Here is a 20193-nt window from a genome sequence, read left to right as displayed (position 1 = left end):
AAAAAGCATTAGTAATTATACACAATTGTGAAGAAATATTCAACTAAAATTCAAACATAGAAAGAAGCATCCCTTTTGTATATCTTTATTTGGTAGTATTAAACTGTATAATATTTATGGCAAATATCTCTATAAGGTATCAGATAGCACAAAAAGTAAGGAGCTGGAGGTTAAAGCGAGGCTATACTCAAAAAGATTTAGCGGGAAAAATCGGCGTAACATATCAAATAGTACTACAATATGAAAAAGGAACACGAAAAATTTCGATTGAAAAGTTGTGCGCTATAGCAAAGGTGTTATCAATTAATATTACGGATCTTATTCCTGTATCAAATGAAAAAATCTGTTTTGAAGATAAGGGAGAGGAAATATTAAATCTAGTAAGAAAATATAAAACGATTAATGATCAAGAGTTGCGCAAGGTGTTTTACTTGCTAACAAAATTTACCCGAGTTGGTGAGAAAAGTAGTAAAAAAGCAGAGAAAGTAAAAATTGCAAAGGGCCTGGTTAAAGCAGGGATTTCTGTTGATATTGTTTCACAAGCAATTGGCCTCTCTGCTGATGAATGTGTTGAAGAAAAAATAGGTTCTATATACTGCAAAATAGGAAAGAAGATAAAAGAATGGACGGGAATATACTCAGAAGGATTTAGCAAAGAAAATGAGTACAACACGTGATGAAATAAGCAACTATGAACAAGGAAGAACTGCTGTTCCACTGGGAAGATTATATGAGATAGCAAAGGCGTTATCGATTAATATCATGGACCTACTTGAACTAACAGAGGATGCAGATGATAAAGTGGTACCTAATTTAATTGAAGAATACAAAAAAATTGAAAGCCAAGAACTACGTCATGCACTAATGAAATCTCTGTTTGAAAGCATACAAATTTGCGAAGAGAAAGTGAAAAGAGCAGAAAAGATGAAAATTGCAAAGGATTTAGTTAAGGAAGGAATTTCTATCAATATTATTTTAAAAACAGTAGGCATCTCTTTAGACGAAATTCAACAAATTTAAAATAAAAAATCAGTATCTATTAATATCTTTACTTTTTGATGAAAAAATAAGTAAAAAAGATTGAAAAATTGATTTGACTTCACTCGGAAGCTATGGCTCTATGCCAATGCTGATAAAGCAGTAAATATTAAAAAAAAGTTTGTTGTTAGTGAAGGGTAAATTATATGAATAATAATAAGAATAAAGAAGAAATAGAATTCAGAATATTAGAAAGCAAAGGCAAAGCACTACTTGATCGTGAAATAATGGAAACATTTTTAAGTGCAGTACATGAAAGGCCGCAAGCTCAAGAAATTGCTAAAAATCTGGTGAATACTTATGCAGGAGTAGGAAGGATTTTAGGTAGAGAAATGGATGACCTGAAAGTTATAGAAGGAGTAACTGATTCTGCAGTAGCAATGATTATGTGTGTTAAGGAAACACTAGAAAGGGTACTGAGAGAAAAGCTCAAAAGTGAGCCAATAATGGACTTACAAGGGCTAGTAGAGTACTTAAACGTAAGTATAGGACACTCAGAAAGGGAATGTGTAAAAATACTGTACTTGAATAAAAGGCGTCAACTAATTGGAGAAGAATCCTATATTGGTGAAATGGAAAAAGCACCAGTATACATAAAGGAAATTACAAGAAAAGCATTAATAAAGAATGCAACATTAGTAATAATGTCACACAACCACCCTGGGGGAAGTTTAGAACCTTCAGAAGAAGATCAAGAAGTAACAAAGAGCTTAGCAGCAGCATGTAGTACTGTAAGCGTTAGATTATTTGATCATATTATCATTACAAGTGGGGGTTATTTTAGCTTTAGAGAAAACGGATTGTTATAGCAGAAAGTATTTGCAAATCTACTCATATTAATTTATAATGAGTAATATAATGTATAATAACAAAGTTTATTGTACACTTAAAAAGTATTTTTAATATGAGGTTTATATGACTAGTAAAGATCAGAATAAAAAGACTAATGTTAATCACAAGAAAATATTTGGTGCTCTTGAAAGCGTTGATATAGAGCAGTCTAAATTTGTGAGTAAAATTAATAGCCAGAAGGAGATAAAACTGGAAGATACAATGCCTTTCCCTAGCAGAAACGTTCGCGAAAACAAAATCAACTATGGAAAAGGACTTGATTATATATATGGCACAAAACCTGTAAGTGATCAAGAAGATAAAAATCCATTTGCCTCAGCTTTGCAAAAAATAAAGCCAAATACAGAGAAGCTGAGCTGGTTTAAGAGTTCTATAGTAGAGGCAAAAAACGTAAATGAATTGCACAAAGTTATAGACAAAGTACTAGCTTCTGGAGCAAGGCTAAATGCATGTAATGATGGAGAATGGAGCTTCGCGGAATATGTGATACTGGGCACACATTTTCATAAATTTGATAAGGCTGATCGTAAAAAGCTAATACGTAAATTAATGCTAAGTGGTGCAGAGTTTCATGATACTCTACTGCAGAATAAACTGATAGGTGAAATCTATAATGAGCTACAGCCAGAAGTTCAGCCACAGATAGATAAGCAACTAGAAGAGCTAGAGGAAGCTGGCGAAAATGCTGTGCAAGAAGGAGAATTAATAGATGTTGAGATAGATAATACAACATCGGTGCGACCCGAAGTTGCGATTTTGTGATGGTTAGATTCCATCTTCCCTAGACATCAGGGATAATGTATGTCTCACATTTTAAAGAATGGCAACCTTTAGGATGCAAGCATGAGATAAAAGCAGGTAATGCTAAACCTTATAGCAAACTCCTGCAAACAGAGTTAGATATGGTTACAAGAGAAACTTATGATTGAATTGTCGTTATATTGAATATGCGAAATTAAGGTTGTTTTACGCATAGACCAAAATGGTATGAAGCATACGAGGAATTAAAGTTAGATGTCTTTGATTATAGATGTTCTCAGCTTCCGGTAAAAAGTAAGAACCTAAGTCTAACACGAAACAAAATCGTGAAACGGGATAACCATATAGGTGCTCTTATATTCATTTGAATGTAAGTAGGCAGCCAGCCATAAGCACTTACATTGGAGGGATTGTCCAAGAAGCTAATGCCCAAAGTAATATTTGGGATATGCAGACGTGGACACTATAATTTGGAGGGTAAAGTTGTGAATAGTAGTAAATATGTTATAGACCAACAATTTGTTAGGTATGAATGGAATACAATTCCTTGGCGTAAAGTTGAGAAATTTGTATTTAAGCTACAAAAGCGAATTTACCAAGCTGCAATATGTAATGATAAGAAGAAGGTACATAAACTTCAAAGATTATTACTCAATTCAATAAGTGCAAAACTACTTGCTGTCAGAAAAGTAACTCAAGATAACAGAGGGAAGAAAACTGCAGGTATTGATGGAAAAGCAAATCTTAATCATAAAGAAAGATTGCAATTAGCATATTCTTTAAATGTTAGAGAAAAAGCGAAACCATCAAAACGTGTTTGGATTCCAAAACCTGGAAAACCAATAGAATATCGCCCTCTTGGTATACTTACTATCTCAGATAGGGCAAAAGAAACACTTATGAAAATGGCACTAGAGCCAGAGTGGGAGGTAGGATTTGAACCGAACATGTATGGTTTTAGACCTGGTAGGTCATGTCATGATGCTATTGAAGCCATATTTAATTCACTGAATTGGAAAACAGCGTACTGTTTAGATGCTGATATTTCTGGATGTTTTGATAATATTAATCAAAATGCTCTGTTGGAAAAACTTAACACTACACCAACCTTTAGAAGAATTATAAAAGGATGGTTAAGAGCTGGAGTAATGGAAAACAGAAAATTTGAATCCACAAAACGTGGTACAATTCAAGGAGGGACGATCTCACCGTTACTTGCTTGTGTTGCATTAAATGGATTAGAACAATATATCAAAGAAACGTTATGGAGTGAACTTCTTCAATATAGGAAGATGAAATGTGGTGTTGCAAGCAGTAGAGAAGCAAAAAGCTCATTAAGTGTAATTTTCTACGCAGATGACTTTATCATCATACATGAGAGTAAGGAAATCATTCTGAAGGCAAAAATGATAGTTGAAGAATGGCTCAAAACCATTGGACTAGAATTGAAACCTTCAAAAACAAAGATTTCTCATACTCAAAATGGAGAAAAGCCAGGATTTAATTTTCTTGGTTTCTCAATAAGGCATTACTCTACGAAAAATAATAAGAGGGGTTATAAATTATTAGTCAAACCAAGTCGTGAATCCAGAAAACAGCATACACTCACTATAAAACATAAGATTAGAGGATTAAGAGGATCAACACAAGAAACAGTAATAAGACAGCTTAACCCAATTACTAGAGGGTGGAGCAAATATTATTCTTCGGTTGTGTCAAACAAGACCTTTAGGTTTATTGACAGTGTAATGTTTAGAAACATCTGGAAGTGGGCAGTCTACAGGCACCCAACCAAAGGAAAATACTGGATTAAAAATAAATACTTTAAAAAGTATAAAAACGATAATTGGCGATTTATGACAAATAACAAAGTTCTTCTTATTAAGCACGGAGATCATGCTATTAAAAGGCATGTCAAAGTGAAAGGAACCAAGTCTCCATATGATGGCGATTGGGTTTATTGGGGTAATCGTTTAAGGAAGATACCAGATAAACTACCAAGAGTAATAAAATTGTTGAAGTTACAACAAGGTAAATGTGGTCATTGTCAACTTTGGTTTAAAAATGATGATATCTTAGAAACACATCATATTGACCGAAACAGACGTAATAATATGAAAAAGAATTTATCCTTGTTACATGGACATTGTCACGATGAATTACATAGAAAGTGTGCATGACAAGCACCAAATTATAGAGGAGCCGTATGAGGCGAAAGTCTCACGTACGGTTCTGAAGTCGAGTGGGGAGAGGCGACTTTTCCCACTTAGATAACTATTTATTTTTTGCCAAATACTTTCATACTTTTCTTCTTCTCTTGTATTCGGTTTTACTTTCGCTAAAGAAAAAGAATCTTTTTGACGAATTAAAACAAAAGTATCTTTTTCTTTATGAATTATGGCTTCATCATAGAATAGTTGACTGTAACGCCTACCAAAACTTTCATCATAATCAGGGCAAGGGCTAACATTGTCACTTTCACTATCCGTTTCGTTCCATACTTCAATTGGGAAATCATTATTTTCAAGGTTTTCATCTTCACTTGTTCGACAATTTTCTGTTTTTCCATATAGCCAGGTTGATTTCTGGTCATCGCTACTTTCATCGTCAGCTTCATTCCATAATCCAATCTCGAAATCATTATTTTCAAGGTTTTTATCTTCACTTGTTCGATAATTTTCTGCTTCTCTATCTGGTAAGGTTGATTCTTGGTCATTATTATCAATAATATGTTTAATTTTCACTTCAGGTACAAACTGAAGCTTTGCTATTTCTTCTCTTACGTTTTCTTTGTTTATTTCATCTGTAAGAGACACTTCATTACTAATATAGAAATTTTTCTGTTTTAAACTTTCGTTTTCCTTCTGCAGTCTATTGAATTCTGCAAATAGTTCTTTATACTCTAATAAATAAATACAAAATTGATCTCTTACATCATTAAGTTCCTTCTCTTTTTCTAATATCTGATTTTCATAGTCACCTTTCAAATCCTCTATACTGTTTATCAGCACTGTACTTTCTTTTCTTACTCTGTTTAACTCAGCTTCAGTCAAATCCAGTTTTTGCTGTAACTCTTCATTTATTTTGTCTGTTAACTGAATTTCATTCTTTGCCTTTTTTAATTGGTTATTTAAGTTCTTAATTACATCACTTTTGTTCTGAGTTTCTAATAATAACATTTCTACTTTCTGTTTTAGCTGTTCGATGTCTTGATCATTTTCAGTTAAACTTCTCGTCTTTTTTTGTAATTTAACTTCAAGCTTTTTAATTTTCCCTTCTAGGGTTTGCATTTTTCTGGTAAGTTCACTTACTTCTTCGTAATACTCTTCTACTCTTTTCTTATAGTGTTTTTGTAACTCTACATTTTTTTTAAGATCAAAATTTTCTTGTTGTAGATTTTCTATTTTGCTTTCTAAACTATCTATTGCTTGATTTTCTTCATTGCTAATCTCAAATACCTCTTCAGGAAAATCTTCAAATTCACAAGATGAATTGCCTTCAAGGTCGTTACTACCAAATAAATTATATTGTACTACCTGCTTAAAACTAAACATACCTATACCCCCTACTAAAATAAACAAGTAATATATTGTATGCGCTATATATCATAAATACAATCAATTTGAATATAATCTATTTACTAATTCGTATTGTGAATTTTTATAGAGTAGGTTTAGGTGTAAAATATTATAATACCATTAAAGCAGGTGAATAAAGCATAGTCTTTTTGAAAGGATAAATTTAATGAAAAGACCATACTAATTAGTGTTATAAGGAATTGAATTATTTACTTTCTCCAAAAAACATAAAAAGATCGTATATTTGTGAGAACAATTTAAGCAAAAGCTGCGTTATGAAAATAGAAGCTTGAAATTTTTGCAACAAAGCCAAGTAAATTGGTTCGCATGTAAATATGGCTGAAGTAGGCTAATATAGCTGCTTTTACTATATAATAAATTGATATAAAGAAAAGTTCGCACGGATCTAGCGGTAGTCCAACGCATCCCAAAACAAACTCTTCTCTCACTAGCTAGTTTTGGGTTCTGGAAATGGCTGTGTCGTTTAGGTTTTTATTGATGTGTGAGATTAAGTGGGTATTAATTTATTTAAAAGTAGAAAGGATCAGTTAGTACATTAAAGTAAAAAAATAGAAGTATTTTTGCAAGCACTGGCTTTAGTTTTAAAAAAATATTAAAACATGAAAAAAGTTCTTGTTCTGCTAGATTTCTTTAGCTATAGTCGAGTTTAACATAATAAATACATGGGGTATTGAGTCAGATGCATTGTATTATGTACATCATTCAGAAAGCAATCCTGGCTTTTTTAAGAATATATCTAGTTTAGTAAGAAATCAAAAGAAAAGCACACTGTTACTCAGCAATCAAAGTTACTTGAAATTAACTTAAGGTTTCTACAGCAAATTGTTTTGGTACAGCTGTATAAGAATCAAATGTTGAAACCAATCTTTAGAAAAGAGGTTTACGACAAAATCATCAAAATATGAATATTAAAATATAGGGGGCTTTATGTTAGGTAAAGAAAATACAAAGGAACAAGTAATAGATAATCAATCTAGGTTAATAAGAATGCAAAAAGAAGACACACTACTATCTAGCAGTCAGCAAATATTAAAGCTGCCAGAAGGTTTTACAATAGGAAAAGCAATTGGAGGAGGAGATTGTTTCTTTGATGCAGTTGCACAGGGACTTAGACAGCTTAGGCCTGGCATGGAATTTACTGTTAAGTCTTTACGTCAGGTTTGTAAGAAGCTAACTTTAAATGATCAACAATTAAGAAAGCAAGTTATACAGGATGCTAGAAAGCTTGAGGGTTATGGAGTAATACTTCCGCAGCCTGGTATTAATGATGATGAATTATGGAGTGCTTACTTGGATAGCATAGAATATACTGTTGAAGATATAGAAAAAATGAAGAGCACAAATCTACCCTTGCATCAAGCATTAACTGGCTCAAAGTATGGAAGTACATTACAAGCTCCTATATGGGGTAGGGTTGAGATTGAGGGAAGGCTAATTTGTAAAAAGTATAATGTCAAGCTACATGTTATAGAGAGCAATCCATGGTATACTAATGATAATCAACAAGAGCCTTTTTTGCATCAATTAATAGATGACTCAGGTTTAAGAAATATAGGTGGATATGATAAAGTTGATTATAACGATGGTAGTATCTTGCATATAATAAATGGAGGATATTCTCATTTTGAGCCAATACTCAGAAAGGAAGTTCAGCAACCATTACCTTATTCTGACCTAACTCAAGTTCAGAGTATGTTGAAAGAACTGTCCTTGGAGCAAATATATGAAGAACTTATTAATACTATAGAGGACTGTAGTCTTTTAGAAATGGAAAAGCTTGAAAAGCTAAAAGTTTTTTTTAGAGCACATCCAAGGTTGGATGTTAATTGTCAGGTTAATCAACGTGGTGATACACTGTTACATATTGCTGTTTGTAATGACGAGTTAGAAATTATCAGGTTTCTATTGAGAAAAAGAGCTAACGCTAATATTTTAAACATGGAGGGTAAGACTTCCATAGACATCGCTAGAAGTAATAACAGGAAGGGTATTGCTAAGATACTGCAACCACTTGTTTCGTATAAAAGAATTGATGTCCCAGGAGATGGTAGTTGCCTATTTTGGTCTGTTGCTTTAGCTTATTTAACTCCTGTAAAATTTGACAATAATAAATTCTGCAAGAGATTTTACCAATTATTTGGAGACGGCCATGATGTACAAACAATCCAAAGGCTAATCCAAGGTGATGTACATATTTGCCAAAATGATATGCTAAGGTGGTTAGTAGAGAAAATATTTCGTGAAAGAGTTGTTGAAAAAATGCGTTCGTTTCAAGAGGAATTGAAAGACGAGATTAGTATGATAGACTTTTTTGAGAGTAAAAATGAAGGTTATATAACAAATGGTAGCTTTAAAGAAAAATTTCTTTCTGATTTTGGCTCTGAAATTGAAGTTAAGCAGCAGTATGGAATCGAGTCTAGTAAACTCCAGCCTAGCCACTTCAATAGTAATGCAGTAGATGACATTTGTATTGAGCTTGAGAAGATACATAACCCTAAAAAGGTTCGTAAATTTCAATTTGAAGCATATTTAGAATGTATGAGGAGTCCTAAAGCTTGGGGTGGTACATATGAGATAAAAGCAATGTCCCAGCTATTAGAAACTGCAATAACAGTATGTAAGGAAAATTCATCCGAAACTTATGGTAAACAAAGAGAATGTCATAATAATGAAATACGCTTGTTTTATAAAAATAGGAATCACTGTCAATTTTACCAAACAGAATATTCAGATTTAGTAAAGTTTGTTCAGAGCTTTGTACAATCATTTGAAATGAAGCTTATTATATATTCTACATTTGGAGAGATGATAAGAAGGAAAAAAGAAGTGCTTCCACAAGAAGTAATTAACAAAGATTTCGTACGAAGCATCTTTGGATTTTCAGTATGTAGAGGTGTAAGGACAATAGGTGGTGAGAGAGCATATAGGAGCAGAAGTTTTTCTTGTCTATCAGATTTAATAGAAATGTTTGACAGTTGTAAGCTCATTTTTAGGAAAGTGTTAGTAGATGCTGGGTGTGATATTTTTCAAAGCTTTGAAGCACAACTTGAGAAAATTGGTTTTGATCAAGTTTCAAGTGTAGTAGAGGATATTGTGGATAAGATAATTCAATATTATATTCAAAAAGAATATGATAGGAGTGTAGATGGTGCAAGCATAGTTGAAGCTCTTGTTCTAGATAAATATTCACAGAAAATACATGGTAAAGTGGCACAGTATGGAAAGAGGAGTTATAATATCATAGATCTGTATGAAAATATTGGAATTGTAACGGGGAAAGAAGACTCTCTTATCTATTATGAAAAAAGAGATAAATCTAGTCAGTATGGTTATCGTCGTCTTTTTATATGTGAGAAGTTGAGAAAAGTGTATGATGCAGTAAAAACTACAAGTACGGAATTTGAGGATTACGTATATACTTTAGATCAACAAAGCTTTGTAAACACTGTGGAAGAGGTGTTCTCTATTGTTAATGAAGAGATTCAAATACCAAGTAGAGGAAAATGGAATAATCTTGTCGAACAGGTTAGATCACACATTGAGAAAGAAGCAGAGTCTTTATTTAAGGAAATTAAGTTTCTTCATAGAAAAAGAAAAACAAGCCTACTCTGTCGTCAAGAATCTTTAATCACAGCAGAAAAAAGAAAGCCCATTAGTGCTCGAGATACGGCAGCAAGCATAAAGCGGCTAAAAAAATCTGAAAAAAATCTTGAATATATGTCTTTAGTAAAAGACAGTCTAGTAAAGTTACAAGATTTAGCTTATTATTCTAAGCTAGAAAAAATATTTAAAAGCCATACTGAGGAAATTTTTCAAGAGTATAAGAAATCCTTTGAATTACATTATAATGACACAAAAAAAACTGATGGATTTCAGCTTAGTATAAAGGGAATTAATCAATCTTTCTTTTCTATAAAAAGATTTAAATCTAAATTGAAGAAACAGAAGCTTAAAGATGTGTGTCCCGCAGTAGATGACTTTACAGGAAGGCAAGAGCAAGTAAAAAGGATATGTCAAGAACTGCAAAAGGAAAAAGGAGCAGTGGTAGTAATAACTGGTAAATATGGCATGGGCAAAACTCAACTGGCTAGAAAGTGTGCTGAGGAAAGTAGAGAAAGTTATAGCCATATCTATGAGATAGAAGACAGTAACATGTTACCTATAGAGAGGCGTTTTTCTTCTTTAACCAAAAGGAAATTAGGTATATATATGGAAGAAAAAAAATCACTAATAGGAAGTAAAAAATGTCTAATTATTTGTCATAATGCTAAAAGAGAAGACATAGAAGAGGTTCTAGAGGTAGAGGATCGAGTAGGTTTTGATTTTTTATTCACTTTTCCTGATCAGCCTTGTAAAGGCGTAGTAGAAGTCGCTTTGGATGCTTTTGAAGAAGATCAAGCTGTACAACTTACTAAAAGAATTTTAGGAATAGTAGATAAATCACAAGACGAACAAATAAAAGTATTTGTAAAAAGGCTTGAAGGTTTTCCATTAGCTATAAAGCTAGCAGCAGCTTATATTAGAAATAGTAAGTTAAGTAATTCAAAAGAAGCATTTGGAATTCATGAATATTTAATAAAATATGAAGATCTTGATCAGGTAATTCCAAAAAATAATAAGCAGGACAAATATGATAGGGTTTTATTAGTAACAACAGGCATTTCCATGGAGGTAATGGAAAAGAAAAATGGTGGAGTACCTTTTAGGTGTTTGAAAGTTATGGCTCATTTGGGTAATAGCTACATTGACCCTGATATGTTTTTAGTTTTGGTTGAACTAGAGTCTACTTTCAAATTGATGGAAAATTATTCTCTGCTTGATATAGAAATGATAGGCAGAAAAAAAATGTATGTTATACATGAATCGATAAAAGAAGCCATACGTTCGCAAATCGCTGAAGATCAAAAGGAGGATATACTGCTAACTGCTGTGGAAATATTTGAAGATGAATTTAGCAATTTGTTGGAAAAAACTGATACTTTGCATCTTATAGCCTTAGTCGATTACCTTGGAAACTATAACACTTTTAAAGAAGAAGAGCCTTTTGTGATTAGATCTATCACACGTTTACATTTAGAGGGCGAGTATAAGGAAGTTGTCAGGCTTTCAACAAGAATATTGCCGATTATTGAATCTTCAACGGAAAATTCTTTAAAAATTAGATATTTACGTGCCCTTGCGTTAGTTGCATTAGAAGATTGTTCAGGGTTAAAAGAGCTTTTTGAACTCAGAAAAAGCAGCTACAGGGGTTATTTTGAGCAAATGCTTCTAGATCATTTTATAGTTATTACTTACACCATAGAGGAGAAGTATGATTGTGCATTAGATTATTTACGAAGTTGTGCTTCTCTACTTTCTGTCAGTGATAACTTATCAAGTAGATTGGCAACTCTATCAATTGATTTGGCTAGAGTATTTGTAATGAAGGAAGAGTATCTATGTGCATTTACAGTATTGTACTACGTTGAACATTTTAAAGTAGAATTTAATTCTACGGGAAAAGATAATTTCTATCAAGATTTTTTTAAAAACCATGACTTATTGTATTTTTCATACCTCAAATACACCCGGACCTTAGGAAAACTTTATAGCATTCAAGATGAAAAATACTTCTATCTTACAACAACATCGCCACATATCAACTTACATAAATTGAATTCATCGATTTTACAAGAATGTTTATTTGATATTCTAAAATACCAAAAGCAAAGTCCTTTCATACTTAGAAGTCCTTTTATTGAAAAAATGATAAGTATAAAAGATAAAAGAAATCTATTAGATGAAGTGTTAACGGAGTTCAACAACTTGATTAGCTCAGGTGAGTTGTATGAAAGCAATCATATAGGTTTTTATAAAAATCTTATACAATTATCTGTTGGGTATGCCTATCTTGGAAAAAAAGGGGCATCACAAGAACTTAAAAACATGCAAGAGTTACAGGAGAGAAGAATAGGGTTAAATCATCTTGGTACTACACAAAAAATGTCTACTGAAAGTGAAAGAAAAAAATGTTTAGAAAAGGAAATAGAGAAAAAATCATTTCTTCCACAATCCAAAGTAATTGATTTTGCTGTTGGTAATACTTTATATGAAGATAGTGTAAATCTATATTGTAGAAACAGTATAAGCTTTTTACACTATGTTGTCACTGCTAGCTCAGATATTATTGAATACCTTACAGATAAATGGGCTAATATGAATCTAAAATTCAGTAGTCTCTTAAATATTATTCCTAGCCTTTTAGAGCGAGGAGCTTGCATAAATCTACAAGATAAGCGTGGTAGGGGGGTTCTGCACTATGCTGTTATTGCTGGTCACCTAAATATTGTTAAATACTTTGTAGAAAAAGGAGCTAATGTAAATCTACAGGATAGAAATGGTGTTAGTCCTCTACAATACGCTGTTATCGCTGGTCGCTTAGATATTATTGAATACCTTTTAGAGCAAGGGGCTACTATGAATCTAGAATACAAAGATCTTTTGCGTTATTGTATTGCTATTCATGACCAAAATGTTAAAGCGCAATCAATTATGTCCTCAGGCCCTTGTTCTTCAGACTTAAAAGTGCAATCACATAGAAAACAACAGAAGACAACTATACATTTAGGTAAGTCTAAGAAAAGAAGATTAGAAAATACAAGTGCAATATCTAAGGAAAATACGCCGAATATACAACTGCTTCAAGATAACGTATCAGACACATCAATGCAATTTGAAGATCTTGATCATAGAATGCAAGGTGACATTTGTAATAAGTTAGAGGAAAAAGTTAATAGTCAATTGGAAAATAGTGACTCACAGCAGTTAGTTGACAATAGGTACTGGTGCATGCAATAAAATGAAGGAGCATAAGTGATAAGGTATCCGTACCTTCATTTAACAGAATGGCGCTAGATCAACACATTCCAAGAAAAACACTTCTCACGTCTCTTGATTTTGAGCGCTGGAAATGGTTATTTTATTGTCCCAAACTTGGGACAATAAAATAGCCTAAAGATACAATATCTATAAAAGTTACTTGTATTATCGATTTCATTTACTAATATATAATAAAATCTAATATGATCTTAAATTTAAATATAAAATAAGTAATTAACTTTATGGTGAAGGTAATAGATTATCTCAGGACAGATTCACAAGCAGTTAAGTTAGATAGGGAAGAAAAATCTTTTCAATTTAAAAATAGAATAAGACGTCAATATAACCCTAATGATATTAATATTGCCAAGTTGTTTCTTGCGATACGTGAGCATAGAACGGATAATCCTCAGCTAAATAAGATTAGTGAAATTGAAGGGTTACTTACTCAAGTAGAAAATATTAATGATATTGATCTCAATGATGGTGGTAATACACCACTACATGTTGCTGTAAGCAAAAATCATCAAGACATTGTTGAACTTCTTTTGAATGTGTCTGGTATAGACCCAAATATTAAAAATAATCAAGGTAAAACTCCACTAGATATTGCTAAGCAACAAAATAAGGGAGAGATTATTAGGACTCTAGAAGAACATTTAAAAAAATTTTCTGATCAAGTAAAAGGACTTTCTGCACAGGAGGAGGAAGTACATGAAAAGCTAAGAAAGTTTGTTGAAGATTTTGTTTTTATTTATGAACGCTCTTTATCAGAGTACTATAAGAGACTAGAAAATCAAAGAGGAAAGCAAGGTAAATGGGCTGATTTTGTTAATATGATAATATATATAGGAAAAGGTGGAACAGAACAAGGAGAAGCGGAATCAAAAGTAATTCCTCTTATTGGAATTAACATTCTTCGAGCAACAATATCCAGCATTGGTAGTAGTTATAATAGAGCAGAGCTTAAAAAGCTGATAGATCAATTGTATATATTTAAAAAGGATCCAATCAAAGTCAGGGAAGAGTTAGTAAAATCTGGTATTGAAATCTTTCAAAGTTTTGAGAGCCAATTTATACAAGTAACAGCAGAAGGAAGTTGGCGGAGAGCAATGACAAAATTAGCAGAAGATGCTGTGAATAGAGTGGTTGATTACTATAGAAAAAATACTGAAAAAGAGCTTTGTGCTTCCTCAATTACTGAGGGTATTATTTTTGGAAAATCAAAAAGATATAAACAAACCTACACTGGTGTTCCTCATATTAAGCTAGGACATACTTTAGAAAGTAAAAATTCATGGAATACTGCAGAAATATTTGATAAAGCGGGATTAGTAACGATAAAGAGCGATGGTCGTGCTGATAAATACTATAGGAGAATAGACGGAAAGAGTGATACTAGCAAATATGGCTATCGTCTTCTTTTGAAGTGGGAGTTGGAAAATAAAATAAAAAAATTCATGAAAGAATACAGTGAAGAAAATCCTCCCAGAGAAGAGTATAGGTATGTTTTAAAGTCAGATGGGAAAACAAATGAAGAATGGGAAGATGAATTATTGAATGAGATTAATAAGCAAGATCCGAAGTTAGTCGAAGAGAGGTTACTAAGCAAATTCAAAGGAGAAATGGAACAGGAAGCTGAAAAAAACTTCAATGAATTAGAGGATTATATAGGTAAGAATTTTAATGAGTTATCAGGTTACATAGAAAGTAATCAAAATGAGATTAAGGGAGTCTTTGATGAATTAATGAGGGTTCTGTCGCATCTATAAATCCTGGTATGTAACATTTGTAGGAAAGTAGAAAAGAAGTGATATGATCATCTAAAAAAAAGCAAAGATGTTTCGTATTAGTTCAAAATTATTGCCATATTTCAAAGGATTTAGCTTTTCAGCAGAGATAATAATGTTATCTGTATATATGAAATGTAGATTCTCTTTGAGCTATTGAGATTTGGAAGAAATGCTGAGTATAAGGGGAGCAAAAATTGATCATGCTACGTTACAAAGGTGGGTTATCAGATTTGTGCCACTGATAGATGAAGCGGTAAGGAAAAGGAAGAAGCAGGTTGGCAGTAGCTGGAGAATGGACGAGACCTACGTTAAATTAAACGGCAAATGGGTTTATCTATACAGAGCACTATTGGTAATACTGTAGACTTTCTGTTGTGTGCTCGTAGAGACAAGTCTGCGGCACTTGCGTTCTTTCGTAAAGCCTTTAGAGAGAATAACCTTCCTGAGAAAGTAGTAATTGATAAAAGCGGCAGTAATACTGCTGCTCTTGATGATTTGAATACAGAAATTTCTGAAGATTGTAGAATCATGGTTTTTCAAATAAAATATCTAAATAATATTGTCGAACAAGATCATAGATTTATCAAAAAACGAATAAAGCCAATGCTTGGTTTTAAGAGCTTCCACTCCGCAAAGATTACCATTACCGGCATAGAAAATATTCGTATGATTCAAAAAAGACAAATTATCGGGGCTAATGATAATGTTTCTACTTTTGAGAATTTTGCTATGCTAATTGCTCTATAACTCCCATAATCCCAGTTTAACGATCTTCTTGTACCACAATTTATAGATGCGACAGAACCCCTCCCGAATCTCCTGGATAGGCATCTATCTCATCAAGAAAGAGGTATTTTACTGGCATAGATCGGAGGCCTACACTGCTGTTTGCTCCAGTTATTACTACTATTCCACCTGGAAATTCCTTACTTTGCACAGTATTGCCTGAATCTCTTGACCTTGGGTCTTTTACTTTACTTTTTAAACATGGTGTACTCTCTATTAACGGCGCAAATCTTCCTTTTGACCAACGCTTTCCCATTTCAACTGTTGGCTGTACTACCAGCATTGGACCTGGTGTCTGATCTATGATATAGCCTATCCAATTGTTACCAGCTTCTGTTCCTCCAATCTGCGCTCCTTTCATGAATACTATTTTTTCAGTTGGTGAAGAAGGAGATAGTGAATCCATAATTTCTTTTAAATAAGGAGTTCTTTCCGTTCTCCATTTTCCTGGCTCTGATGCTGCAGTTGGTGCTAGAACTCGATACTCATTCGCCCACTCTGATACTTTAAGCTCTGGATCTGGTTTTAAACCTTCAGAAAATGATGTGGCGTATATCATATTGCTAGCTCTTCACCATCATTAGATGATACTTCAACATCACTTAAATTAGGACTACTTGTTTTCTCACTTTCGAGTTCATTCAACCACTATGGATTAAAATCCAAAGATTGAGAGAGAGCATAGAATGCTAACTTTCGACTTGAAAGTCACCAAATTTATCTTCTTTTTTAGAGTGATTTTCAATATAATTTTTTATCATTTCGTCAGTTACATTTCCGCTAGTCCTGACAAAGTAGCCTACTGCCCACAACCCAATATCTCTTTTTTAGCTCTGGAAAGTTTTGCTGGATTTTTCTGGAACTTTTTCCTTTTATTAACTGCACTAACTTACTAATACTTAAGTATGGGGGTACAGAAACGTATACGTGTATATGACTTGACGCAACTCTACCTCTGATAATTTCTACTTGATTATTTGCACATACTTCTTGTACAACTTCTTTAGCTTTCTGTCCAATATCTCCAACTAGTACTGGATATCGATATTTTGTTATCCACACTATGTGATATATATACAGAGTGACTGCTTTTTCTATAATATTCCACATTCTTTCAGATTTTTCACCTTAAAATTATATTCTTAAAAGGATGGACTTCAAGTCCAGGGTTTTTCTCCCAAATTTGGGACAATAAATTATCCTTATCCTTAAGCTTTTCATTGCTAAATAATCTGTATGCACCCTTAGCTTCTTTCCATCCACTACAGCTTTGATTAATTGATCCAGACACCTTACCCTCTATACAATAGCCTGTTTTAATAAGTCTCTTATTAAGTCTTGTATCTCCTAAATTAACGTGTTTTAACTCTCTTTCCAGCCATTTATCCCCTAAGCCATCAGTATATTGCACATTTGTACTTACTTCACTCATTTTAATCCCAAATTTATTTGGTATCCATTTTACTCACTTTTTTATTTGTGGGTAAAAGTGAGATTTGAATCCGATTGAGAAGTTCTGATCAAGCACGCCATAAGAAAGTCTCTACAAACCTTTTGGCCCAATATTAATTCGGCTATTGATTTTGTCTTTCAGAGTGCTCGAGCAGATCTGACTTCGGTTAGCTATAGCAGCTATAATGTGCTTGCAACAACTAATTCACTACGGCAACTGCACCGTGACAGTGTTTGTATTTTTTTCCAGAGTTACAAGGGCACTTGTCATTTCTTGAAACTTTTGGAAGTCTGCTATTTTTAGTAGAGCGTGACCTATTGCCTATTTCTTGATTGTCTAGCAACTTAAAGTGCGCTAGGCGGTGAATGGTAAGCTCCCTCCACTTTTCAAGCATCGACTCAAACATTAAGAAAGCTTCGCGTTTAAATTCATTCAGTGGGTCTTTTTGCCCCATGGCACGCAAATTTATGCTTTGTCTTAGGCTCTCTAAGACCGAAAGGTGCTCCCTCCATAAATGATCAAGTGTCATGATCATCACTTGTTTCACTATCGTATTCCACAAATCTGTAGTTTGTTGACTATTGAAATATTTTTCTTTCTCAGTAAAAAATTCTTGTATTTTGTCATTTATATAATCCAAGGCTTCTTGTTTATTCAAAAACTCTGCTAGATTAAGCGTTATCCCGTATCTTATGTGGAATTCTTTTGCAATATCTTCAACATAATCTTCGTAATAACCACTTTGTACTATACCTTCTATTATATCCTCATTTACTTCACTATATACTTCAACTAAATCATTGATTTCATTGTTTAAAATATGATTTCTCTGCTTAAAAATAACCTTACGTTGATTGTTAATTACATCATCAAACTTTAGCAAAGACTTCCGCACATCATAATTTCTAACTTCAACTTTCTTCTGTGCTTTCTCAAGTGCTTTATTAATCCATGGGTGATGAATAGCTTCATTGTTCTTTAGTCCCACTTTTTGTAAAAAATTCCTCATTCTATCAGAGCCAAATATTCTCATTAAATCATCTTCAAGTGATAGAAAGAACTTAGAAAGTCCAGGGTCACCCTGACGACCAGAACGGCCACGCAGTTGATCATCTATTCTCCTGCTTTCATGCCTTTCGGTTCCGATAACACATAAGCCACCAGCTTTTATAGCAATTTCCTTATCTTTTTTTACTCTTTCGACTATTTCTTGATATTTTTTTTCTCTTTCATCAGCATTTTTTATTTTCTCGAGCTCTATTTTTGCAATCATTTCAACATTTCCACCAAGCTGAATATCAGTTCCACGTCCTGCCATGTTTGTTGCTATAGTAATGCTGCCTGGTATTCCAGCTTGCGCTATTATGTACGCTTCTTGTTCATGATAACGAGCATTTAGTACTGAATGCTTAAGAGAATAGCTTTGCAAAAGCGCAGAAAGTTTTTCAGAGTTTTCAATACTTACCGTACCAACAAGGATTGGTTGTAGGCGTTTGTGGCATTCTTCTATGAACTTCAATACAGCACTAAATTTTTCTTTTTCTGTGCCATAAATTTCATCGTCAACATCTATTCTTTTAACAGACACATTAGTTGGAATTTTTACTACATTTAATCTATATATATCATGAAACTCCTCTGCCTCTGTTACTGCTGTTCCTGTCATACCAGAAAGTTTGTTGTACATACGAAAGTAGTTCTGAAATGTGACTGATGCTAAAGTTTGACTTTCATGCTGAATTTCAAGATTCTCCTTTGCCTCCAATGCCTGGTGAAGACCATCAGAATATCTCCTACCTTCCATCATGCGCCCAGTAAACTCATCAATAATTACCACCTTACCGTTTTTCACTATATAATCTTTATCAGCAGTAAACAGCTTATGTGCACGAAGTGCTTGATCTATATAATGAGTCAGTATAATATTGCTAGTATCATAGAGCGAGGAATTTTCAGGAATGATGTTATACGATTTTAGTAATTCCTCCACTCGTGAAATGCCATTTTCAGTGAGGAACACTGCTCTACTCTTTTCATCGACTTCATAGTCAGAATCAACTAATTTGATTACTATTTTATTGATATGCTTATATATCTGATTATTTTCCTCAAGTGGGCCAGAAATAATGAGCGGAGTACGCGCTTCATCAATCAGTATAGAGTCTACTTCGTCTACTATCGCGTAATTGAAGCCTCTCTGAACCATATCTTCTTGAGAAAATTTCATATTATCTCGTAGATAATCAAAGGCAAGTTCATTATTTGTTGAGTATACGATATCTGCGCTATAAGCCTTTTTTCTCTCGTCGTCTGTCAAATTATTTGTAATAAATGCAACAGAAACTCCAAGAGAATTATATAATTTACTCATCCACTCTGTATCTCGTTTTGCAAGATAGTCGTTAACAGTTACGATGTGCACACCTTTTCCTTCTAAAGAATTTAGATATGCAGCTAAAGTTGCGACGAGTGTCTTTCCTTCTCCTGTTTTCATTTCTGATATCATGCCATTATGGAGAACCATGCCACCAATTAGCTGAACGTCGAAATGCCTCATGTTAAGGAATCTTCGTGATGCTTCTCGTACAACCGCAAATGCAGGTACGAGAAGGTCATTTAGTGTTTTTCCATTTTTCAGTTCTTGTTTTAATTCCGCAGTTTTACTAGCAAGATCCTCATCAGATAAGCTCTGCATTTCTTGCTCTAGCGCATTAATCTGCTGAGCAATTTTTCTGAAGGATTTTATTATCTTCTTGTTCGTTGATCCAAATATCCTTTTTATAAAAAAAAGTGACAACGTAAAGATGAAGAATATAAGAATAGTTGTTAAAACTAACGTAGAGTCTGGCATAAACTTAGGTAAAGTTTTATTTAATATGAGATTATATTACTAAACGTAACCTGCGGCAATTAGATTCAGAAAATCTTTATTTACAAACTAAGGAAAAGATTCTTGCAGATGAAATGTAAAAGAGTCTATTTATTTTATTAAATATTATAATTAATAATTAAACTTTCTTGATAAATTATTAAAATAGTCTTAAGCTACATGTAT

8 protein-coding genes and 5 pseudogenes are annotated in these 20193 nt (G+C 33.1%); 8 read left to right on the top strand and 5 right to left on the bottom strand.

From position 1 onward, the window contains the following. The first annotated feature begins 116 nt into the window (after positions 1–116). The 5 genes and pseudogenes from wmk (at position 117) to MJ631_RS01620 (ending at position 4829) form a co-directional block, all read left to right on the top strand. Positions 117–1020, top strand: a pseudogene (wmk, locus tag MJ631_RS07990) (WO male-killing family protein Wmk). Between the two features lie 164 nt (positions 1021–1184). Beyond that, on the top strand, positions 1185–1847 hold the full coding sequence (locus MJ631_RS01635) for a JAB domain-containing protein (protein ID WP_230609182.1): 663 nt from the start codon (positions 1185–1187) through the stop codon (positions 1845–1847). A 106-nt stretch (positions 1848–1953) separates the two neighbouring features. After that, positions 1954–2625: pseudogene (locus tag MJ631_RS01630) on the top strand (hypothetical protein); the annotation flags it as partial. Between the two features lie 62 nt (positions 2626–2687). After that, positions 2688–2819 (top strand): hypothetical protein, encoded by a 132-nt coding sequence (locus MJ631_RS01625; protein WP_255521118.1) that lies wholly within the window; start codon positions 2688–2690, stop codon positions 2817–2819. Positions 2820–3074: 255 nt separating this feature from the next. After that, positions 3075–4829 (top strand): reverse transcriptase domain-containing protein, encoded by a 1755-nt coding sequence (locus tag MJ631_RS01620; RefSeq protein WP_214303292.1) that lies wholly within the window; start codon positions 3075–3077, stop codon positions 4827–4829. On the opposite strand, the gene MJ631_RS01615 is transcribed toward MJ631_RS01620, so the two are convergent. After that, positions 4809–6203 (bottom strand): coiled-coil domain-containing protein, encoded by a 1395-nt coding sequence (locus MJ631_RS01615; protein ID WP_262986561.1) that lies wholly within the window; start codon positions 6201–6203, stop codon positions 4809–4811. The two genes, MJ631_RS01620 and MJ631_RS01615, sit on opposite strands and share 21 nt — an antisense overlap. A gap of 972 nt (positions 6204–7175) precedes the next feature. On the opposite strand from MJ631_RS01615, the gene MJ631_RS01610 reads away from it, so the two are divergent. From MJ631_RS01610 to MJ631_RS01600, 3 genes and pseudogenes are all read left to right on the top strand, one after another. Continuing rightward, a complete protein-coding gene (locus tag MJ631_RS01610) occupies positions 7176–13085 on the top strand; it encodes an ankyrin repeat domain-containing protein (RefSeq protein ID WP_262986560.1) in 5910 nt (1969 codons plus the stop codon). Positions 13086–13348: 263 nt separating this feature from the next. Then, complete coding sequence (locus MJ631_RS01605; RefSeq protein WP_262986559.1) at positions 13349–14878, top strand: ankyrin repeat domain-containing protein; 1530 nt, start codon at positions 13349–13351, stop codon at positions 14876–14878. A gap of 67 nt (positions 14879–14945) precedes the next feature. Further along, positions 14946–15646: pseudogene (locus MJ631_RS01600) on the top strand (IS6 family transposase). Positions 15647–15704: 58 nt separating this feature from the next. Here MJ631_RS01600 and MJ631_RS01595 read toward each other — a convergent pair. The 4 genes and pseudogenes from MJ631_RS01595 to secA form a co-directional block, all read right to left on the bottom strand. Continuing rightward, positions 15705–16244, bottom strand: a pseudogene (locus MJ631_RS01595) (phage terminase large subunit family protein); the annotation flags it as partial. Positions 16245–16374: 130 nt separating this feature from the next. Beyond that, positions 16375–16793: pseudogene (gene tnpA, locus MJ631_RS01590) on the bottom strand (IS200/IS605 family transposase). A 15-nt stretch (positions 16794–16808) separates the two neighbouring features. Continuing rightward, entirely contained in the window at positions 16809–17117 is a 309-nt protein-coding gene (locus MJ631_RS01585; RefSeq protein WP_038227401.1) for an IS4/Tn5 family transposase DNA-binding protein, read from the bottom strand. Positions 17118–17337: 220 nt separating this feature from the next. Further along, complete coding sequence (secA, locus tag MJ631_RS01580; protein ID WP_012481813.1) at positions 17338–19989, bottom strand: preprotein translocase subunit SecA; 2652 nt, start codon at positions 19987–19989, stop codon at positions 17338–17340. Between the last annotated feature and the right edge of the window lie 204 nt (positions 19990–20193).

The organism is Wolbachia endosymbiont of Oryzaephilus surinamensis, assembly GCF_025617515.1.
In the GTDB taxonomy this organism is placed as follows: Bacteria; Pseudomonadota; Alphaproteobacteria; order Rickettsiales; family Anaplasmataceae; genus Wolbachia.
The sequence above is the reverse complement of the archived record's forward strand: the minus strand, read 5'-3'. Positions and strand labels throughout refer to the sequence as shown.